This window comes from Mesorhizobium sp. M1227 (genome assembly GCF_040318315.1).
GTDB lineage: Bacteria > Pseudomonadota > Alphaproteobacteria > Rhizobiales > Rhizobiaceae > Mesorhizobium.
Genome location: NZ_JAMYLZ010000031.1, coordinates 25,587 through 44,924 on the forward strand (window position 1 = coordinate 25,587; position 19,338 = coordinate 44,924).

Below are 19,338 nucleotides of genomic sequence, written 5' to 3' on the forward strand. Positions count from 1 at the left end.
GATTTTGGCGCTCGAAGCTGTCGCGCGTCCGAACGCCGGCGGCCGCTTTATTGCGGTCGCGGCGGTGCCGCTGTTGTTCGTCGTGAGTGGACTGGCCATCCGCTATGCCGCATTCAGTTCGGTCTCGGCGGAACCAGGCTTCGCGTCCTATGCCCAAGCGCTCTGCCGGTGGGATTGCGCGTGGTATGTCGACATTTCCGAACATGGTTATGAGCGCTTTCCCGTCCCAAACCAGAGCAATGTCGGACGCTGGGGCTTCTTCCCGCTCTATCCGATGGTGGTGGCGGCAATCCGGTCTGTTTTCCCTTTGCCGACGATACTGCTCGCATCGATCACGTCGATTGTGTGCAGCTATGCGGCGTGTCTGGTGGCGTGGCCGCTGCTCGAGAAGAACATGCGCGCTTATGTGCTGTATTGCGCCTTTCTGCTCAGCGGGCCGTTCTCCTTTCATTTTACGACTTTCCTGACTGAACCTCTTTTCGTGCTCCTGACGTCGTGCGTTTTTCTGGCACTCAAACGCTCCAGCTATCTGACCGCGGCGCTGTCATCGGCTCTGCTGTCGGCAACCAGGCTCGTCGGAGTGCTTGTTGTATTTGCGACCGTCATTCAGATGTTCAGGGATTACCGCGCAAAGGGCGGATCGGCGCCTTCTTTCCCACGTTGGGTGCTTGGCCGACCGGATCTGCTCGTTGCAATTCTCATCTCGCCTGCCGGCTTGTTCGCCTACATCCTGTTCCTCTATCTGACGGTCGGGGACGGCTTTGCCTTCCTGCACGTCCAGCGCGCGTTTGGACGGGTGGTGGGCAATCCGCTCGCCTTCATATGGGATGGACTCTCGGCCGTTCCGACGACTGGATGGCTGCCTACGGCGCCGCAATGGAGCGCGCTCGCCGCACTCATAGGACTGGCACTATCGGCGGTTCTGGCGGTTCGCAGGCAATATGGCGCCGCGTTGTTCTGCGCCTGCTGCATCATCCTGCCGCTGATCACCAACCTGGCCTCGATGGTCAGATACGTCATTGGGCTTGCGCCTCTGACAATGTTGCTGACCACGTTGTTGTCGGCGTCGAAGCTGACTTTTCTTGCGGCTCTGGGTCTCTTCCTGGGCGCCTGCTATTTCATAACCGTCGCGTGGATCGGGGGCTATCTTGCCCTGGTCTAGCACTCCGGGCCTGCATCGGCGCGCGGCCTCGCTTGGCGGCTACACGCTGGCGGCGGTTCTGGCCGGGGCGGAAATCATCATGCTTGCGCTTGCTCTCAATCCAGACGTCAATGCCGACTATCGCGCCTATTACATCGACCGGACGACGACCTGCCTCAATCGCGATGCGGTCGGCAGCTACACACTTGGCGAGACGGTGTCGTTCCGGTCCGACGGAGCCAAAAAGGCAACCGGCATGATGGTCTGTGGCTGGTCGGGGCCGGTAGCCGACGGCACCCATTCGCTGGGCGAGACCTCGCGGCTTCGCCTGGACATACCGCCGCTTCGCGACGGCCTGACTGCCACGCTGCAAATGGCCGCCGTCATTCGTCCGCCACAGATCACGCAAAGGATTGTGATCTCGGTGAACGGCGTTCGGGTGCATGCGGTGACGCTGTCCGGCAAAGAGCCACGCACCGTCTCGTTCGTCATCCCACCGGCGGCTCTCGGCGAGGCCAAGACACTCGACATTGCCTTCGACTACCTCGACGGCATTCCGCAAACTCCTGCCGCCAGCAACATCTATAAGCGCTCCATCAAATTGTTGTCGCTCCGGCTCGATCCCATTGACGCGGATTAGGGCGGGCGATCGCGCTGCTGGCCGCGTCTTCGCTGCGCAAAAACCCAGCGGTCGAGCATGAGGAGATTGACCGCTGGAACAAGCAAGCATGTAACCAGGATGGCAATGATCGGCGGCAGACTGAGTTTCGCAGTCAAAAGCGCCGGCGCCGCGTAAGCCACCGCGAAGCCGGTTGCCGTCAGCAAGAGAAAACGCGGAGCCTCCGATCGATGCGATCCGCTCGACGCGAAGGTCACGAACTTATGCGCGAGATAAGAAAACAGGGCGGCAGCGGTATAAGCTGCGAGCGAGGCACCGACCGGCGAGAGGCCGAACCGTTGCCATTCGACCAAAGCGGTGGCCATCACTGCATATAGGATCGTTGCAGCGATGCCGACCGACCCGAAGCGCGCCAGCAGCCTCAGCCCGGCGTCGCCGGTCGAACGGCGCTCAGACATGCGCACTGCACGCATACTGCGCTCCAAGCGGCAAAGGCGCGAATACGCGCTCGACTCTTCTGGCGAAAGGCCTTGCCGACGGCAGCAGCAGGAAATGCTCGGATCGGATGTCCCGGAACCCGGTCTCCCGAAAGAGGGACGCTGCGTTGGCAGCGTTGAGGAGGACCGCGTCGTGGTCGAACGGACACCGGAACACCGCAAGACGCGTCAGGGGATTATAGGGATTGTGCTCGATGATGCAGGCGAGGCCACCTGGCCGCACGACACGCCGCAATTCCAGCAAGAAATCGGACCAGGAGGAGGGCGGAACGTGATGGACGACGCAACTGGCGAAAGCCAGATCGAACGCGCCATCCTCGTAGGGCAGACTCGGCGACGTGCAGGCCCTATAGGTCACACCTGGATTGTCCTGGCCGGCGCGCAAAATTGATTGCTCCGACACGTCGCAGCCATCGAGGCTGTCGAAAGCGCCGTCGAGGTAGGGGTGGAGCGAACCGACGCCGCAGCCGATATCCAGCGCCCTTACAGCCGCCCCACCCCGCCGAAGCTTTCGCTCGACCACCAGACGCCGCAGCAGGTCCGCCTTGGCGACAAGGAAGAAGTCGTGCCCGAGTCCGGAAAATCGGATGGACCCTTCGACCGCCTCGCCATAGTTGGAATTATAGCTGTCGAAGAGTTCGGCCATTGGCGGGGACTCCACTCCTGGGCTTGTGAAACGATAGGCGGCGCTCACCAGAGACGGTACGCATCGCCTCGTCGAAGCCGGTGAGCCGGTTAATCACATAAAGCGGGCGGCGTTTCACCTCGGCGTGGATACTGCCAACGTAGAGCCCTACCACACCGGTCATGAAAAGATTGATGCCGCACAGGAGCGACACGATCACCACCGTGGATGTCCACCCGGCAATGATGCCGGTTTCAAAAAACGAGGCAAAGATGGCATAGGCGCCAAAGACCACCGCAAGCGCGGAAATGGCCAATCCGCCCCAGAGCGCCAGGCGTAAGGGCTTCTCGGAGAAACTGACGATGCCGTGAACCGCAAGGTGCACCATCTTCCAGAATGGGTATTTGGTCTGGCCCAGGGTTCGCGCGTGGCGCTCAAATGGCACGGTCGTTTGCTTGAAGCCCATCCAGCCGAACATGCCCCTGACGAAGCGGTCATGTTCGGGCATACGCTTGAAGGTTTCCAGCGGCTTGCGGCCGACCAGGCGGAAGTCGCCGACGTCTCGCGGAATATCGACCGACGTCATTTTCTCCAGCAGGCGATAGAAAAGACTTGCCGTAAAGCGCTTGAACCAGGATTCGCCCTCGCGCTTGACCCGGCGGGCATAGACGATCTCGAAGCCTTCCTTCCACTTGGCCACCAGATCGAGAACGACTTCCGGCGGATCCTGCAGGTCGGCATCCATGACGATGACGGCATCGCCCGCAGCGGCGTCCATACCGGCGGTAATCGCCACTTGGTGGCCGAAATTGCGGGAAAATTCGATCAGCCGAAAGCGCGGCTCGGCGGCAACCACTTTTTGGAGGTATTCGACGCTTCCATCGAGGCTTCCGTCATCGACGAAGATGGCCTCGGTTTCGCCGTCCAGCCGGTCGATAAGCGAACTGATCCGCTCGATCAGCCGAGGCAGCACCTGTTCTTCATTGTATATGGGCAGGACGAGCGAGTAGCGAGGCGGTGATCTGTTCACCGTCATTCCAGGGCCGTGGACCACAGAGTCTCGCATGCGGTTGAAAATGTAACGAAAGCTACAAAGTTCCAAAGGTGTGCAAGAAACTGCTAATTTAGCTAGTTCTTGATTAAATGCCGGTTCTCGGTGAGAGATGAGCGTCCGCACCGAGGCGCGAACTCGATAGGTCGCCAGCGAGGTTCGTCTGGCGATACGCCAGCACAAAGCTGTTTGACCGCCCTGAAGATCGCTGCACGCACTCCTTCGCGCGCTCCACGTAGGCGCCATCCGCAGTCATCACCACGACGCGGGTGCCGGTGCTAATGTATAGCGGTACCAGGGTGCGCACGCCGTTGGACAGCGTTGCCGGTTTCGCGACGAACCTCTGCCGCTGTTTGCGGCCGCTGCTTGCCGTGAGAAGAAGACTTTGCCTGAGATCCACCAGCCTGTTGTTGCGTTCAGGCCCATGACGGCCGGCCGCGACGTTGTCGAGGATTACGGCCATGTTGGGCTGACCTTGCGCAGCCATCCGGCGTCGTTTCTGCGTGCCGATCTTCGCCGGCGCAGCATCGTGACCTGTCAGGAGACCATGCAGGCGCGAGACAGAAGCTGGCTCGAGGCTGCCGGCCTGGTTCTGGTCCGGCAACGGCCAGGCTCGGCCAAAGGCCTCATGTTCCTCACCGTGGAGGATGAGACGGGCGCCGCCAACGTCGTCGTCTGGGTCAAGGTATTCGAGAAATTCCGTCGCGTGCTTCTTTCGTCGGCCATGCTCGGCGTGCGCGGCCGCATCCAGCGGGAAGGGGAGGTGGTGCATCTCGTCTCCCATCAGTTGACCGACCTGTCGCCCGAGCTGGCCAGCCTGGGAAACCGCGAGACGCCGTTTCCCGTGCCGCATGGCCGCGGTGACGAAGCCCATCACGGCGCGCCGAGTGTCGATCCGCGGAGCCTGTCGAAGGGCCGAAACATCGTCGATCCATACGAGCACATCGACGGCATCAAGGTGAAGACGCGGAATTTCCGATAGAAGCTGCAGCGGATATACCGTCATCATGTGGTAGTCTGGCCCGCATGACGGCGCTTTATCTCAATTGACGCGGAAGACGGTGGATCCCTCAGCCGAATAAAACGCATCCGCCGAAATGGATCGAGCCTCAGCTGACGCGCCTGGTCGACGAAGCGCCCGACGGCGCCGATTGGCTTCACGAGATCACACGATGCTCGCCGGCCTGGCCCGAAGCGGCAGCCGGGCTCCAGTCGTCCGTGCCCGGCTGTGCCGGCCTGGCAAGCACTGGCGGCGCCATGAGCCGGTCCTTGAAACGGCGATCCTCGTAGCGCGCCTTCTTCGCGCGGATCGGCGGCGTGCCCGCCACCATGACGATCTCGTCGGCGGGCGGGAGCTGCATGATCTCGCCCGGGTTAGCAGCGGTCTGGCGGTCTCGGAGCGCGACACCATCAGATGGCCAAGCCAGGGCGAGAGCCGATGGCCCGCATAGTTGCGCATGGCGCGCATCTCGGGAGCACCTCGGCACGGTTCCGTTCGCGCGATAGAAGCAGCGGTTGGCGATTGAGCAGCATGGAATCGCCGAATTCATGCGCGCGGTATCGATACGCGATGAAGGCTGCGGAGGCCTTGGCGAGCAGAGCATCGTCGGCAAAGGCGCGCAAGAGCTCGAAATGGCTTTCGCCGGGCTGGTGGACGCCCGTGAGAACCGCATCGACCACGCGAAGCCGCGTGCCCCGCGCGATGCGCCCTGTCGCAATGCCATTTCCGGCACGCACATTGCCGCCGGGATTGGCAGCTGCCTCAAGTGCGCGCACTACGCTCGTGCCGATCGCAATGATGCGGCCGCCGCGCAGCTTCGCCCACGCGACCTGCGCCGCGGTGCGCCCAGGGATGCGGTATGGCTCGTCGAAGGGAAGGCGCGAGTCGAGCGCGGGATCGCCGGTAGAAGAGACGCCCGCAGCATGCGTGAGTGTTGCAAAGCCAATGTCGTGCCGACGCCAGGCTTGGAGCGTGCGCCAGTCGAGCGCGAAGCCTGCCGATGGCGCCTCGAACGCGACCGGCCCGGCGGCAATCTTCGTCCAAACATCCCACAGTGCCAACGGCTCGGGAACATGCGCGTATTGGATCGGCCGGCCGTGCTGCGCCAGTCCTGCAAGCACCGCTGCGCGATTGCCTGGGAAGTGCAATTCGAGAAGGCGTGGATGGTCGAGAAGGCGCTCGACGACGGCGTCAAGCGAGCCGAGCCGGAGGCGATCGCCTGGTGACAGCGGAGGTGGAGGCAGCCGGTCTTCCGTGCGCGTGCGGTGATCGCCCGAGCCGAAGGCAATCGCCACGAAACGGGTTGGATCGGGAAGTGATAGCCAGCCCGCCAGGCGGATCTCGATCGCCTCACCGCTTGGGACATGCGTGCCGTGCAAGCTGGCAGGCAAGGTCGCGGCGTCATTGGCGACGACCAGATCGCCGGGGTTGAACAGCGTCGCGAGTCCAGCTCGCGGCAGGTCGCGCATCGTGCCGTCCGCCTCGACGACGAACAGCCTGGCGGAGCGCTGATCGGGACGATCGGCGGCAATCATGCATGTGCTCCGGCGAGACGCGTAGAGCGGACCGGCAACGCGTCGAGCATCTTTTCGATGATCTCGGCAGCTGCCTCCTCGGGGCGCTTCAAGGTCGCCGGATCAGCATCAGGGATCGCGAGCGCGTGCAGTGGGGTGTCCATATCGCCGGGGTCAAGTGCGAGGAGCCGGATGCCGTCTGCTTTCGCCTCCTCGTCCCAAATCGCCGTCAGATGGGCAAGAGCGGCCTTGCTCGCGCCGTATGCTCCCCAGCCGGGATAGGCGTTCACCGCGGCGTCGCTGGAAATGTTGATCGCCATCGCGCCACGGCCGCCGCGCGCGGACGCCGCAAGCGCACCGAAAAGAGCCTTCGTCAGCCGGAACGCGCCGACCAGGTTGACGGCGAGCGCTGTTTCCAGCTCCTCGCACTCAGTATCGGCGAGGAGCGCCAGAGGGACAGGGCCGAGGCTCGAGGCATTGTTGATCAGGACGTCGAGCCCGCCGAGGCTCGCGGTTACCTGTAGCGCGATCGAGTAGGTGTCCTCCTTCTTGCCGACGTCGCCGACAACGCCGTGCGCGCCCGTCTCGTCAGCGATGCGTGCGACGTTCGCGGCGGTGCGGGCGACGAAGGCGACGCACGCACCCTGTGCGGCAAGCTGCCGCACAAGCGCCAGTCCGAGACCGGACGTGCCGCCCGTGACCGCCACGCGAAGTCCCTGAAGTTCGATATTCGTCTGCATTGCCAGTGCTCCCTTAATCCGTATGCCTCTTGCTACAAGTTAAAGTTAACTTGAAGTCAAGCGGGAATTGTGCTTTGGTTCATGCATGGGTTCCATGCTGACCATCACCGACGTGTCACGGCGCAGCGGCGTCGCCTCATCGGCCCTGCGCTTCTACGAGGAGCGCGGGCTGATCGTGTCCGAGCGGGCCGGCTCGGGACACAGACGCTACCCGCGATCCGTGCTGCGCCGGATCGCCTTCATCGTCTTCGCGCAGCGAATTGGGCTGACACTTGAGGAGATCGGCGCCGAGCTGGCCAAGTTGCCGGCCGATCGCGTGCCGTCGCGTCGGGATTGGTCGCGGTTGTCGGGCCAGTGGACCAAGCGCATCGACCAGCGCATCGCCGAGTTGCAGCGCCTGAGGTCGGGGCTTACCGAGTGCATCGGTTGCGGCTGCCTGTCGATGGACCGGTGTAGCCTTGCGAACCCTGCCGATATGGCAGGACGCAAGGGGCCGGGGCCGAGGTATTGGCTGGGGTGAGTTGACAGCCTGCCTGTCCCTATTGCAGAACTCGGCAGCGCAAGACTTCGCCAAGTGCGAGACGCTGCGGCCCCGGTAAGGTCAGGGCGCGGCGGCCCTGATGTCAATTCAGGAATCGCGCTGAACCGGACAGCTCCTGCATTTGTCTCAAAACCGCGGTCAACAAAGGGTCAGAACAAGAGCTGCTCAAAATCGACGCGATGGAAGGCTCCCGCTCCGCCGGGGTTGGCATCGTTAGGATGGACAAACCGGGAGCGTAAGACTCCTGCGGCGGATTTGATTGGTGATCGTCGCGCAGCCGTACCAGCAGTGCCGTCCGCAGGCCCGCTGCATCTCTTCCGGCGATCCGATCGCCTGTCGCGAGCGACTCAGGTGCTCTTCAGGGTCCCGTTCATCCCTTCCGGATAGAAGCCGCCCTTGCTCACTCCGTCCTTGTCGGTGAGATAGACGATCCGCAGCACTTCCTGCGGCGTCCTGGTGAACGCGATCGCGTCGGGCGTCGAAGGAACGAAATTGGCCTTGCCATTCACCTGGATGCCCTGGTCCTTGTCTTCCGGCCCGTCGATCTTGTCTCGTGCATCGGAGACGGCGTTGGCGGCCTTCCAGGCTTTCTCTCCCTTCCGGTATAGAGTGGAGCGCGCCATTCCCATGTGATAGGCCTCGACCGCCAATATGCCGGCGGCGGCTGCGAGGAAGTCCTTGTTCTTCAGAACCGTCGCCGCACCGGCATAGGCGGTGACGCCGACATCCTCGAACAGCATGCCGCCGAGAACGAAGTTCGTTTCGTTGCCGAAGGGATCGAAGTCCCGCCCGAGGCCCGCTGCCTCCGCAACCGCCTTGAACCCCGCATCGAAATCGATGGCCGGCCTGTCGACTGCGTTCTTTGCAAGCGTCTTGCGGTAGAACCGGACATGCGCGAGTTCGTTTTCAGCAACCTCCTGCATGAATTCGCCGATGGCGGGCGTTTCGAAGGACACTTTCTTTCCGCCGACGACATCGCCGGGTTTCGAACCGGCATCCTCGGCGTCGATGCCTTTTCCGGTGGTGCCGCGAAGATAATATTCGGCCTCCATGTATTCCAGGTTGAGCGCAAAGCGGAAAATGTCCTCATCCTGCACTTCCTCCTTGGCATAGGCGCGCGAAACCGGCGCCAGGCCCGTCGTGGCGGCGAGGCTGGCTCCCAGCCCAAATTGCAATGCGCGGCGACGGGAAAGGTGGAGTGAAGGGATGGCACGTATCATGGCTTCCTCCCAAAAGTCCGCCGGGACCACCGTTGGCACCTTATCGCGGGCAACGCGCCCAACTCCGCCATAGGCGAAATGTTCCTGTAAAGGTCGGACTTTGCAGGGGTCGTGCTCCGGATCAATGGCTTTTTGGGCGCGTAACGTCGGAGTTGGCATCGACTATTTGTGACCAAGCCTCGAGTCTAGACATTGAGGTGACACATTATGAGCCGGATAAGCTACGCCCGCGTCGGAACTGGGAGAAACGTCCGCTATCGAACGACCACTTTTCATTCGCGCGGTGAAGCTGCGGAACATCAAAAAGCTGCTCAAGCTCGATCGCAGAAAAGCGCTGCACTTGGTTTGGACCGAACGAGATTGCCGGAAGGTGTGATGCCAGATAAAGCGGGCAGAGGTGCAGTCGCCTCGACGCTGTACTTTTCGTCGCGTTATCAAGCCGGTCCGCGATCCCGGTTGCACTCGCCGCCAAACCGGAACCCTGGCCACGGACGAGACAGGCAAGCCTAGCTGGCGGGCCGCCAAGGCAAGCGAAAACCGCCAAATAGAGCCGGATCTAATGTGGGTATCGAGTTTGACCCAGCTTCACAACACCCAGAAAGGCCGGCGTATTCTGCAGATGATTGACCTCAGTCGCCGGCCCCCGATCCAGCTGTTCCAGTTCGTGAAGAATATCGACAGGAGGACCAACCGTGACGTTCATGATGACCGCCGTTCCGGCCGAGCTCGATAGAGGATGATCCGTCCCGTCGGCAGAACCTGGGTGAGGAAATCAAAATCGCGGACGTTGCCGGTCAGCACGCTCGCACCCAACTGACGCGCCTGCAGGAACACGAGGGCGTCATTTAGGAAGCGCCGCTCGTGCCCCTCCCTCTTGGGCAGATTGCTCAGCCGGAAGAGCAAGCCAGCCAAGACCCCGGCCTGTCCCCAGATCGCATCGTCCGGTGCATGAAGTCGGTAGTCCGGAATGTCCTCTACCGTGGCTTCAATCGTCTCGAGGACAGCTTTTGTGGATGCATGCTTAGGGTCCAGCCGACCAAAGGCTTGGGTCAGCTCAGACAGGCAGGCAGCGGAATGGTGGCATCGGCGATAGGTAAGCAGCGTATCGACTTCAACCGGCGATCGTCCCTGCAGGACATCCAGATAGACGCTCGTATCCAGAAACAGCGGTCCCCCGATCGCAGGTTCGTCAGCAACCCATGGGAGATCGTCGTCGGCCCTGCGCTTCAGCGTTCCGTTGTGCTTTTGGGGCTTTAGCGATCGGAGCGTTTCGGAAAGATCAAACCCCAAGATCTATGTCCGCCGGGATACTGCCCTTACGTCCGACCAGGCGGGCGCCAAAGTCATCTTCGAGGGCCAGGCGCGACAGCGCCAGTTCCAACAGCTCGGTGTCCGAGGTGACATGGGCGCGCTTCTTGGCCGCCTCGATCAACTCCGCGGGCACCCGCGCCGAAAGACGGGTATTCTTCGCGGCGCCGAGGAGGCCGGCGGCTTTCGCTTGCTCCAGTACAAGTTTATTGCGGGTCGATGCGACCGTTGCTTCGCTTTCTGCAGCCGTCCGTGTCTGCGCAGCCATGAGAACCTCCTGTGTTGAACAGAATATAGATTGCGTTGAACGCATAGGCAAGGCTTAGTAGCCGCTGGCCGTCGGGACCATCGCTCCGGCATGATCAAACGGACATCTGATGCTTTCGCACTTATCGCGCGCGGTCAGTATTCGGGGCTTGCGACCCAACCCGTGAAGGGCGGAGAAGTCCTCATCGCATTGCAGCGCGACGGGCAGTCCAAGGTCGCCGACGCGCTCTCAAAGGGTGCGCGTTTTCAGCTCTAGCTGGCCCTGCGGCTTGCCGGATATTACGAGTTCGCCCAGTTTCGACCCCTCTGTGCCATTCATTGCCGACGAGATCATGACCTTCGACCATTTCCGGTCCGAGGAGGTTTTCAGGTTGTTTGGTCAGATGGCAAGCGCTGGCCAGGTGATTTATCTGACGCATCACCAGCACCTGTGCGAGATCGCCAAGACTGTTGTTCCCGGCGTTACAATTCACGAGCTCACGTAGTTGGCTGCTGCGGCGTGGGATGAGTTGAGGCTGCAAACTGAAGTAAACGGCCGGGCCGTCAGAAACACACCGCGAAAGGACGGCGAGTGCCCGGCGTCGGGGAACGCATTCCCATCCTCCGCCGGCAAGTCGAAAGCTCCAAGCTGGGCAGCCCGTGCGAAGCCTGGACGGCTCCGGCGCCGAAAAGCCGTTCAAAATGAGCGATGCCCCGCTGGCGCGGATTTGAAATCATTTCAGCTCTCCTCCTGGAGTTCCTTTTCCTGACGAAAATGGTTTGCAATGAAGAGGGCTTTGGCGCTCGCCGGCTCAAACGAGGAACGCGCCTGGCTGATGTCGGTAGGCCTCGTGCGTTCCGGGTGGACCAATCGGAAGCCGACAGCGAGACGGTCCCAGAGATTGGTGGTGCCGGTGAGAAAGGTCAGCTGGGCGAGCTCTTCGTCACTAAAGGGCCGCTGTCCAGGCGAGGGCGGCGTTCGCGCTCGCTGTACAGCGAATCTGCCCTGCGCCAGCCATCGAGCAGATAGAGCCCGCTCTTCCGTCTCGCCGAGCGCGCGAGCGTCCTTGTGTGCATATGAATGCAGTAGGCGCAGCCATTGATCTGGGATGCGCGCATCCTTACGAGCGCGATCAGACTCGGTTCGAGGCAACAGTTGCAGATCGCGTGTTCAAGCGCCCAAAGCGCATTCATAGCGTCAGAAGCTGCCTGGTTCGTTTTCTTGGGTTCAACTCGCATTGTCCTTGTCCCTTCCGGGTTGACGTTCCGCCGTCGCACCGGAAAGACGGCGTTCTTCGTTGCGCAAAATCTGCAGACCCCTCCAGTGCCATGGCGCGCTATGTCGAGCAGCACCGGCACTTTTCTGATCGCCTCTGACCGGTTTTCCCGGAAGAGGACCGCCAAATGGTGGACGTCCCGCGCCATTGCAGCCTGGTTGGCTTTGGCGGTCAGCCAGGTTCTTGAGCAATCCGCGCGGCGGCGGCTGATGCGCCGGAAGGCAGACGATGCTCGCCAGGCGCAACAAAAATTCTTTATCTAATCGCCGCAATCATGACGCATAAGCTCCAATTGCAGCCGGCGGAAATACCAGAAATCACAGTCAGTATTGAGGCGTGCCGAACCCATATTGCCCACTTGCTGCAAGACCTGCGACACGCGGGTCCGTCCAAAAGATCATGGCTCTACCGGCAACCGGTTCGATCGCTTGATCTGGGCAAGCGCGAAGCTGGACTCGATCGAGGAGACGCCATCGAGCCGCGTCAGCTTTTCCTTCAGGAAGCGCTCATAGGCGTGCAGGTCGCGCACCACCACACGCAGCAAATAATCGCGCTGGCCAGTCATCAGATAGCAATCGACCACCTCCGGCCAGCGCGCGATTGCCGCGTTGAACCGGTTCAGCTCGCTCTCGCGCTGGCGCTCAAGCTTGATCGAGGCAAACACCGAGATCGGCAGATCGACCATATCCTGGTCGATCAGTGCGGCATAGCCGGTGATCACCCCCATATCCTCCATCAGGCGGACCCGGCGGGCGCAGGGCGAGGCCGAAAGGCCGACCCGCTCGGCAAGCTGCTGCGCCGTCATCCTGCCATCGACCTGCAGCGCGGCAATGATCTTTCGGTCGATATTGTCCAGTCGACCTTTTGGCATCGAACGTTACTCCATTGGCTGATATTGGCACAACCAGCTAACGCGGCTGCCAATCTCATGCAAGTTTAGCGACAATTGGCTTTTGCTCAGCCCTAGGATTGAGACATCGCAACCGGGAGTCTTGCAGCATGGACAAACAAAAACTGGAGGCACTTTCGGCACTGGAGAAAAAGGTGCTCTGGCTGTCGACATGGATGATCCATAACGCCAATCACCTGCGGGAAAATACGGACGGCTTGAAGGTTGGCGGACACCAGGCATCCTCGGCGTCGCTGGTGACGATCATGACCGCGCTCTATTTCTCGGTGCTGAGGCCACACGACCGGGTCGCGGTGAAGCCGCATGCCTCGCCAGTGTTTCACGCCATCCAGTATCTTCTGGGCAATCAGACGAGGGAGAAGCTCGAAGGGTTTCGCGCCTTCGGTGGCGCGCAAAGCTATCCGTCGCGGACCAAGGATGTCGACGACGTCGATTTCTCCACCGGCTCAGTTGGCCTCGGCGTCGCGCAGACACTGTTTGCCTCGCTTGTGCAGGATTATCTCGGCGCCCGCGACGAAAGCATGCCCGAGGGCCGCATGGTGGCGCTGATCGGCGATGCCGAGATGGACGAAGGCAACATCTTCGAGGCGCTGCTCGAAGGGTGGAAACACGGCCTGCGCAACTGCTGGTGGATCGTCGACTACAACCGACAGAGCCTCGATGCCGTGGTTCGCGAAGGCCTTTGGGAACGCTTCGAAAACATTTTCCGGAATTTCGGCTGGAACGTCGTGATCCTGAAATATGGCTCGCTGCTCGAAGCCTCCTTCACCGAACCCGGCGGCGAGGCGCTAAAGGCCTGGATCGAGGCCTGCCCGAACCAGCTCTATGCGGCGCTGACGTTTCAAGGCGGCGGCGCCTGGCGCAAGCGCCTGGTCGCCGACATCGGAGACAAGCCGGGCCTGGCATCGCTTCTCGACCGGCGCTCCGATGCCGAGCTCGCCGCGCTGATGACCAATCTCGGCGGCCACGACCTGCCATGCCTGATCGAGGCCTTCGGGACGGCACGCGGCAACGATCGACCGACATGCTTCATTGCATATACGATCAAGGGCTTCGGCCTGCCGCTCGCCGGCCACAAGGACAACCACGCCGGCTTGATGACCAGGGATCAGATGGCGGTCCTTCGTGCCTCGATGTCGGTCGGCGACGGGCGGGAGTGGGACGCCTTCGAGGGATTGGCTGTTGGAGATCTGGAGCTGCAACGGTTCCTCGACGCCGTTCCGTTCGCGGCAAAGGGCCAGCGGCGCCGGCACGCCCAGCGCATCGTGGTCCCCGGTCGTCTCGTTGCGGAAGCCAAAGGCAGCGTCTCCACGCAGGTCGGCTTCGGCAGAATTCTGGACGAGATTGCGCGCGCTGGCGGGCCGCTCGCCGACGCGATCGTCACGGCATCGCCCGATGTCACGGTCTCGACCAATCTCGGTCCCTGGGTCAACCGGCGCGGCCTGTTCGCGCGTCAGTCACTTGCGGACACTTTCCGCAGCGAACGCATCGCCTCGGCGCAGAAATGGGAATTCGGCCCCTCCGGCCAGCACATCGAACTGGGTATCGCCGAGAACAATCTGTTCATCCTGCTGTCGGCACTTGGGCTGTCGCATTCGATTTTCGGCAAACGGCTGCTGCCGATCGGCACGCTCTACGATCCGTTCATCCAGCGCGGTCTCGATGCGCTCAACTATGCCTGCTATCAGGATGCGCGCTTCCTGCTGGTCGCCACGCCATCCGGGGTCACATTGGCTCCGGAAGGTGGAGCGCATCAGTCGATCGCCACACCGTTGATCGGGATGGCACAGGACGGGCTTGCGGCCTACGAGCCGGCCTTCGTCGACGAGCTCGCCGTCATCATGCGCTTTGCGCTGGATTATATGCAGCGCGACGGCGACGCCGTTCAGTCGGAGCGCACCTGGCTGCGCGACGAGACCGGCGGCTCGGTCTATCTGCGGCTCTCGACGCGCCCGGTCGAGCAGATCATTCGTCCCATGATGCCACAGCTCGAGCAGGACATCATCGACGGGGGCTACTGGCTGCGGGCTCCGGGTCCCAATGCCGAAGTGATTGTTGCCTATACCGGCGCGGTTGCGCCGGAGGCCATCGAAGCTATCGGCATGATGGCAGAGGACCGTCGCGACGTCGGTCTTTTGGCCGTGACTTCGGCCGATCGCTTGAACGCAGGCTGGACAGCGGCAAGTCGCGCGCGCGAACGCGGCCTCGTTCACGCCAGGAGTCATATCGAAAGGCTGTTTGCCGATCTCCCTGCGCATTGCACCATCGTCTCCGTCACCGACGGTCATCCGGCGGTACTCGGCTGGCTGGGTTCGGTGTACGGCCATCGCACGCGCAGTCTCGGCGTCGAGCATTTTGGCCAGTCAGGGACTATCGGCGACCTTTACCGCCACTTCGGCATCGACGCCAATTCCATAGCCACAGCCGCCGACCGGATTGCTGGTGGGCGCCCCATCCGCCATCTGCGCGCGCTGGATTGATGCTGACGACATTCTGTGGCCGAGGCCTGATCGTGGATCTGAAATCATGCCACTCGCTGCTCGGGTAACGCAATATCTGAACGGCGCGCCTCTGTCGGACCGGGCTAGTGCTGAAGCCCGGTGATCATGGCGACGATCTCGTTCTTGTCGGTCTCGCTGGTCTTGCGCACGCCGATCTGTTTGCCACGTCGCAGAACACAGATCCGATCTGAGAGCCTGAACACCTGGTCGAGGCTGTGGCTGATGATCAGCACGCCGATATTGCGCTGCTTCAGCGACAGAACAATCGTCTCGACCTTGGCGGTCTCGGCAACGCCGAGCGCGGCGGTTGGCTCGTCGAGCAGGATCAGCTTGCTTGCCCAGTGCGTGGCGCGCGCGATCGCCACGCCCTGGCGCTGGCCGCCCGAAAGATCGCGGATGGTGGCGTGAGCCGATGGGATGCGAACGTCGAGATCCTTCACCAGCTTTTCGGTGTCGTCGATCATCCGGCGTCGGTCGAGCAGGCCGAAGCGGTTCACCGGCTCGCGGCCAAGAAACATATTCATGTAGACGGTCTGCTGATCGGCGAGCGCCAAGTCCTGATAGACCACCTCAATTCCGTGGGCGCGCGCCATGGTGGCGCTCGACATTGCCACCGCCTGCCCCTCGATGATGATCGTCCCGGATGTCGGAGCATGCACCCCCGTCACGATCTTGACCAGCGTCGACTTGCCGGCACCGTTATCGCCGACCAACGCCACTATCTCGCCGGGATAGAGCTCGAGCGAGAAATTTTCGATTGCCGTGAGGCCACCGAAATTCTTGCGGATGTCGCGCAGCTGCAAAACAGGGGGCGTGCCGGTCGTGGTCGCGTTCATCACTTGCTCCTAGACAGGCCAAGCAGCGGTTTCGCCAAAACCGTTTTCGATCGTTTCGACCTGGGGCGCCCCCTTTGAGACACCGGAGATGCCGACCACGTAGGCGCGGGTCACGAACGCCTGGCCGCGAAAGCCGAACACCGCCGTGTCGCCGGGGCGTGGCGCATTGGCGCCGCTAGCGTCAATCATTGCGTAATAGTCGATTGCCGCAGGCGGCGGCACCTCGACGCTTCTGAGCGCGGCGGCAGCCGTGGTGGGTTCTGCGGACACGATTGCCTTCACCTCATAGTCCGGAAAGATCGGATCGATATAGAAGCCGCCACCCAGGCAGTAGGCTTTGCCGCCAGACAAATGCGAGACCTCAGTCAAATACAGAACGGCAGGGAGCTCCGGCAGATCCTCCATGACGTGCAGCGCGGTGGTGCCGGCCAACCCATTGCCCGGTTCACATTGCGTGGCGCCGGTTTCGGCCAGCGCGCCAAGCAGGACACTCGACGTTGTGCCGGGCGCGTTCACCTCTATGTCGCTGCGGCCGGACTTGGCGAGCGCTTCGGCAGCTCTGCCCAGTGTCGCCAGATTGTGTGTCGGCAGGACCGTTCGCGTGGTCTGGTCGAACAACAGCGCCGGGAAGGTGGTGATACCAGCGAACCGTGCGCCGTCGAGACCATCCAGTTTTTCGGCGACCGCGGCGATATCGGCCGCCTCAAAACCACCTTCGTGGCCGCGGTAGAAAACGTCACCATCGGCGCGGATGCGGGCAAGCAGGTTTTGCGTGTACCCGGCGAGTCTTGCGCCGGCAGCGGCTTCTTCAGCCTTGGTGTCGTTGAAGACGGTCCAATAGTCCGGCCTGAACGTTTTGGCCGCCGCATTGGCCTCGTGCCTTGCGATCTGCTGCAGGTGGCCAAGATGACCGAGCCTCAGGCCTGCTCTGTGCGTTGCCCGTGCGCAGGCCATGTCGACGGCGACGGCCTGATCGATGCCACCACGCTTGAGCGCATGGCAGAACGAACTGGCGCGGCCGACCTGCTTGGTCATGGCGAAAATCTTCAGGCCGAACCGGTCGGCCTCGCGCTTCAGGACCCGGGCATTGCTTTCGACGGCATCGAGGTCGAGCACATAGGAATTAGCCGGCAGCTTTCCTTCCTGGTGCAGGCGCATGGCGCTTTCTATAAAGCTCGGATTGCGGCGCCGCAGAACATCGAGGAACATGACAAAACTCCTTCAACGGGACTTTTCGCGCAGCGATACGGCGACGGCCGCAAGAATGATCAAGCCGCGCACGATCATCTGGTCGGAGACGGACAGGCCCATCAGGATGAGGCCGTTGTTCAGCATGCCCATCATCAGCGAGCCCACCAGCGCACCGACAATCGATCCCTTGCCGCCGTTAAGCAGGGTTCCGCCGACAATGACGGCCGCTATCACCGTCATAAGGTCGGTTTCGCCGAGCGTGTATTTCGCAGCCTGCAGCCGGCCCGCATAGAGCAGCCCGGCAAGGCCGGCGAGCCCGCCGCTTGTGGTCAGAACGGCAAGCCTTATCTGCGCCACGCTGATGCCGGAAACACTGGCGGCACGGCTGTTGTCGCCGGTGGCCAGCACATGGGCGCCGAAGCGCGTCTCGCGAAAGATGAGATGCGCGATCGCAACGGCAATTACCGTCCACCAGATCAAAGACGGAACACCCAGCAAAGAACCCGAGCCGAAGAAACCGGTGAAGGCGTCGTTGGTGACCGGGATCGACCGCAAATCGGTCATCGAGCGAGATACGCCGGCAAACAGCCCGAGCGTCGCCAGCGTTACCAGGAATGAAGGCAACTTGACGTAAGCCACGAGGGCGCCGTTGAGAAGGCCGATCAGCAGGCCGGCGCCGAGGCCGGCCAGCACCCCAGCCACCAAGCCGTAGGCGTTTATCGCCACCGCGGCGGCAAGGGCTGCCACGGCAACGATCGAACCTATCGAAAGATCAATCTCGCCAGCCGACATGACAAAGACAAGGCCGATCGCCATGATCGTCACGGGTGCCGTCTGCAGCACGATGTTCGACAGGTTGCGGACCGTCAGAAAACCGCTGTCCTTCAGTACGATCGCGAAGAACAGAAAGATCGCCAGAAATCCGAGATAGACGACATATTGCTGCAGGTTGAAGCGGCTGACCAAGCTCGCTGCCCGGCCGGGGCTGGTGTTGACACTCGACATTCTCACTTCCTCCGGCGGGGCGCCATTGTCCGCCGCTATTTCATGGCGGCCGCGATGGTCGCGGGCACGTCCTTGTTGAGGGACCGCTTCCACCCGTCCTTGACAGTGTCCTTGGTGACGGCGAGGGAATCGACCACGATGAACGGCGCGGCTTTCTTGCCGATCAACGAGGCGGCCGTGGCGCGCGCCAGCGTCACGCCGATGTCGTAGGCTTCGTCTGCGATGAGTGCCGCAACGTTGCCGCCTTTCACCATGTCCAGTGCCGCCGGTTCGTTCAGGTCGAGCGTGACGATCTTGGTGTGGCTGTTGCCGGCCGCCCGCAAAGTGGACAGCACGCTAAGCGCCGGCTCAGCCCAGGTGACATAGATACCGTCGAGGTCCGGGTGCTGTGTGATCATCGCCTGCGCGATTTCCTCGCTGCGCGCGGGGTCGGCCATTCCGGCCTCGGCCACGATCTTCATGTCGGGATAGTCCTGCTCGATCGTGTGCTTGAATGCTCCGTCACGCTGGTTGGTGACGTAGAAATCGGCATCGTGAAAGATGTAGCCGACCTTGCCCTGCTTGCCGAGCGCGTCGGCCATTGCGATCCCGGCCTTGTTGCCCATCTGGAAAAGGTCGTCCGAAACGATGGTCACATAATCCTTGTCGTGAACGTAGCCTGCCGGCGAATTGTCGACGAATCCCAATTTCACGCCGGCCTGGCGCGCAGGATCATAGACGGTGGCCGCACTTGCGGGATCGACCGGTAGGGACAGTATAATAGAGGGCCTTTTGGCGAGTACTGTCTCGACGTCGGATTTCTGACGGGCCGCATCAAAGCCGGCGTCGGTCTGAGCGACGACCGTGATGCCGAGCCGCTTCAACTCGTCCTGGGCGCCGCTGTTCACCGCGTTGGTGTATTCGCTCATCTCATGCCAGACCAGCGCGGCGGTGTATTTGCCGACCTTGATCTGCTGCTCCTCAGCTGGTGTGAGCACGACGCTCTTTGCCGGCGTCGGCTTTTCCCCGTTCGGTCCCGTGGTGGTGCCCTCGGCTGCGAAGGCGTTGGCAGCGACGAGTGCTACCAGTGCCGAGAACATTCCAATTGCTATGCGCATGTCGGTTCCCCTTGTTTTT

19 protein-coding genes and 4 pseudogenes are annotated in these 19,338 nt (G+C 62.0%); 7 read left to right on the plus strand and 16 right to left on the minus strand.

Annotation, left to right across the window (positions count from 1 at the left end; translation table 11 throughout):
- Positions 1-4 precede the first annotated feature (4 nt).
- Both NKH28_RS26530 and NKH28_RS26535 read left to right on the plus strand, forming a co-directional pair.
- Positions 5-1,162, plus strand: coding sequence for a putative hexosyltransferase (locus NKH28_RS26530; RefSeq protein WP_352980799.1), 1,158 nt, complete (start codon positions 5-7; stop codon positions 1,160-1,162).
- Positions 1,149-1,781 carry a hypothetical protein gene (locus tag NKH28_RS26535; RefSeq protein WP_352980800.1) on the plus strand — a complete coding sequence of 211 codons (633 nt, stop codon included), beginning with the start codon at positions 1,149-1,151 and terminating at the stop codon, positions 1,779-1,781. Before NKH28_RS26530 ends, NKH28_RS26535 begins: the two co-directional genes overlap by 14 nt.
- On the opposite strand, the gene NKH28_RS26540 is transcribed toward NKH28_RS26535, so the two are convergent.
- The 4 genes and pseudogenes from NKH28_RS26540 to NKH28_RS26555 form a co-directional block, all read right to left on the minus strand.
- Positions 1,778-2,233 (minus strand): GtrA family protein, encoded by a 456-nt coding sequence (locus tag NKH28_RS26540; protein ID WP_352828465.1) that lies wholly within the window; start codon positions 2,231-2,233, stop codon positions 1,778-1,780. The genes NKH28_RS26535 and NKH28_RS26540 overlap by 4 nt on opposite strands.
- Positions 2,211-2,903: a class I SAM-dependent methyltransferase gene (locus NKH28_RS26545; protein ID WP_352980801.1), complete on the minus strand. Its 693-nt coding sequence runs from the start codon at positions 2,901-2,903 to the stop codon at positions 2,211-2,213. The genes NKH28_RS26540 and NKH28_RS26545 overlap by 23 nt, the downstream gene beginning before the upstream one ends.
- A complete protein-coding gene (locus NKH28_RS26550; protein ID WP_352473011.1) occupies positions 2,878-3,918 on the minus strand; it encodes a glycosyltransferase family 2 protein in 1,041 nt (346 codons plus the stop codon). Before NKH28_RS26550 ends, NKH28_RS26545 begins: the two co-directional genes overlap by 26 nt.
- 232 nt (positions 3,919-4,150) lie before the next feature.
- Positions 4,151-4,264, minus strand: a pseudogene (locus NKH28_RS26555) (elongation factor P); the annotation flags it as partial.
- Between NKH28_RS26555 and NKH28_RS26560 the strand changes: the two are divergent.
- Positions 4,265-4,915: pseudogene (locus tag NKH28_RS26560) on the plus strand (OB-fold nucleic acid binding domain-containing protein); the annotation flags it as partial.
- Positions 4,916-5,138: 223 nt separating this feature from the next.
- Here the strand turns inward: NKH28_RS26560 and NKH28_RS26565 are convergent.
- From NKH28_RS26565 to NKH28_RS26575, 3 genes and pseudogenes are all read right to left on the minus strand, one after another.
- Positions 5,139-5,410 (minus strand): annotated as a pseudogene (locus tag NKH28_RS26565) (type IV secretory system conjugative DNA transfer family protein); the annotation flags it as partial.
- A complete protein-coding gene (locus tag NKH28_RS26570) occupies positions 5,344-6,468 on the minus strand; it encodes an S-adenosylmethionine:tRNA ribosyltransferase-isomerase (protein WP_352816244.1) in 1,125 nt (374 codons plus the stop codon). The gene NKH28_RS26570 and the pseudogene NKH28_RS26565, both read right to left, overlap by 67 nt.
- Positions 6,465-7,187, minus strand: a complete 723-nt coding sequence (locus NKH28_RS26575; RefSeq protein ID WP_352980802.1) for an SDR family NAD(P)-dependent oxidoreductase — start codon at positions 7,185-7,187, stop codon at positions 6,465-6,467. Before NKH28_RS26575 ends, NKH28_RS26570 begins: the two co-directional genes overlap by 4 nt.
- Before the next feature lie 94 nt (positions 7,188-7,281).
- Between NKH28_RS26575 and soxR the strand changes: the two genes are divergently transcribed.
- Positions 7,282-7,707, plus strand: a complete 426-nt coding sequence (gene soxR, locus NKH28_RS26580) for a redox-sensitive transcriptional activator SoxR (RefSeq protein WP_502906666.1) — start codon at positions 7,282-7,284, stop codon at positions 7,705-7,707.
- A 368-nt stretch (positions 7,708-8,075) separates the two neighbouring features.
- Here soxR and NKH28_RS26585 read toward each other — a convergent pair whose 3' ends face one another.
- The 3 genes from NKH28_RS26585 to NKH28_RS26595 form a co-directional block, all read right to left on the minus strand.
- Positions 8,076-8,948 (minus strand): ferritin-like domain-containing protein, encoded by an 873-nt coding sequence (locus NKH28_RS26585; protein WP_352980804.1) that lies wholly within the window; start codon positions 8,946-8,948, stop codon positions 8,076-8,078.
- Between the two features lie 699 nt (positions 8,949-9,647).
- Entirely contained in the window at positions 9,648-10,238 is a 591-nt protein-coding gene (locus tag NKH28_RS26590; protein WP_352542308.1) for a type II toxin-antitoxin system VapC family toxin, read from the minus strand.
- Complete coding sequence (locus NKH28_RS26595; protein WP_352542307.1) at positions 10,228-10,524, minus strand: hypothetical protein; 297 nt, start codon at positions 10,522-10,524, stop codon at positions 10,228-10,230. Before NKH28_RS26595 ends, NKH28_RS26590 begins: the two co-directional genes overlap by 11 nt.
- A 69-nt stretch (positions 10,525-10,593) precedes the next feature.
- Between NKH28_RS26595 and NKH28_RS26600 the strand changes: the two are divergent.
- A pseudogene (locus tag NKH28_RS26600) lies at positions 10,594-11,008 on the plus strand (ATP-binding protein); the annotation flags it as partial.
- A 418-nt stretch (positions 11,009-11,426) separates the two neighbouring features.
- On the opposite strand, the gene NKH28_RS26605 reads toward NKH28_RS26600, so the two are convergent.
- A complete protein-coding gene (locus NKH28_RS26605; protein WP_352980816.1) occupies positions 11,427-11,696 on the minus strand; it encodes a carboxymuconolactone decarboxylase family protein in 270 nt (89 codons plus the stop codon).
- On the opposite strand from NKH28_RS26605, the gene NKH28_RS26610 reads away from it, so the two are divergent.
- Entirely contained in the window at positions 11,602-12,042 is a 441-nt protein-coding gene (locus NKH28_RS26610; protein ID WP_352980817.1) for a hypothetical protein, read from the plus strand. The genes NKH28_RS26605 and NKH28_RS26610 overlap by 95 nt on opposite strands.
- 134 nt (positions 12,043-12,176) lie before the next feature.
- Here the strand turns inward: NKH28_RS26610 and NKH28_RS26615 are convergent, their stop codons facing one another.
- Positions 12,177-12,650, minus strand: coding sequence for an Lrp/AsnC family transcriptional regulator (locus tag NKH28_RS26615; protein WP_352542306.1), 474 nt, complete (start codon positions 12,648-12,650; stop codon positions 12,177-12,179).
- Positions 12,651-12,778: 128 nt separating this feature from the next.
- Here NKH28_RS26615 and NKH28_RS26620 point away from each other — a divergent pair, with 128 nt between their 5' ends.
- A complete protein-coding gene (locus tag NKH28_RS26620; protein WP_352980805.1) occupies positions 12,779-15,169 on the plus strand; it encodes a thiamine pyrophosphate-binding protein in 2,391 nt (796 codons plus the stop codon).
- A gap of 104 nt (positions 15,170-15,273) precedes the next feature.
- Here the strand turns inward: NKH28_RS26620 and NKH28_RS26625 are convergent, their stop codons facing one another.
- From NKH28_RS26625 to NKH28_RS26640, 4 genes are read right to left on the minus strand one after another with little or no spacing between them, the layout of a single operon-like run.
- Positions 15,274-16,026 carry an ATP-binding cassette domain-containing protein gene (locus NKH28_RS26625; RefSeq protein ID WP_352458022.1) on the minus strand — a complete coding sequence of 251 codons (753 nt, stop codon included), beginning with the start codon at positions 16,024-16,026 and terminating at the stop codon, positions 15,274-15,276.
- 9 nt (positions 16,027-16,035) lie between these two features.
- The gene (locus tag NKH28_RS26630; protein WP_352980806.1) at positions 16,036-17,235 is read right to left on the minus strand and encodes an alanine racemase; all 1,200 of its coding nucleotides are present in this window, start codon (positions 17,233-17,235) and stop codon (positions 16,036-16,038) included.
- A 12-nt stretch (positions 17,236-17,247) separates the two neighbouring features.
- Positions 17,248-18,222, minus strand: coding sequence for an ABC transporter permease (locus NKH28_RS26635; protein ID WP_352542303.1), 975 nt, complete (start codon positions 18,220-18,222; stop codon positions 17,248-17,250).
- Between the two features lie 35 nt (positions 18,223-18,257).
- Entirely contained in the window at positions 18,258-19,319 is a 1,062-nt protein-coding gene (locus tag NKH28_RS26640; protein ID WP_352980807.1) for a substrate-binding domain-containing protein, read from the minus strand.
- Between the last annotated feature and the right edge of the window lie 19 nt (positions 19,320-19,338).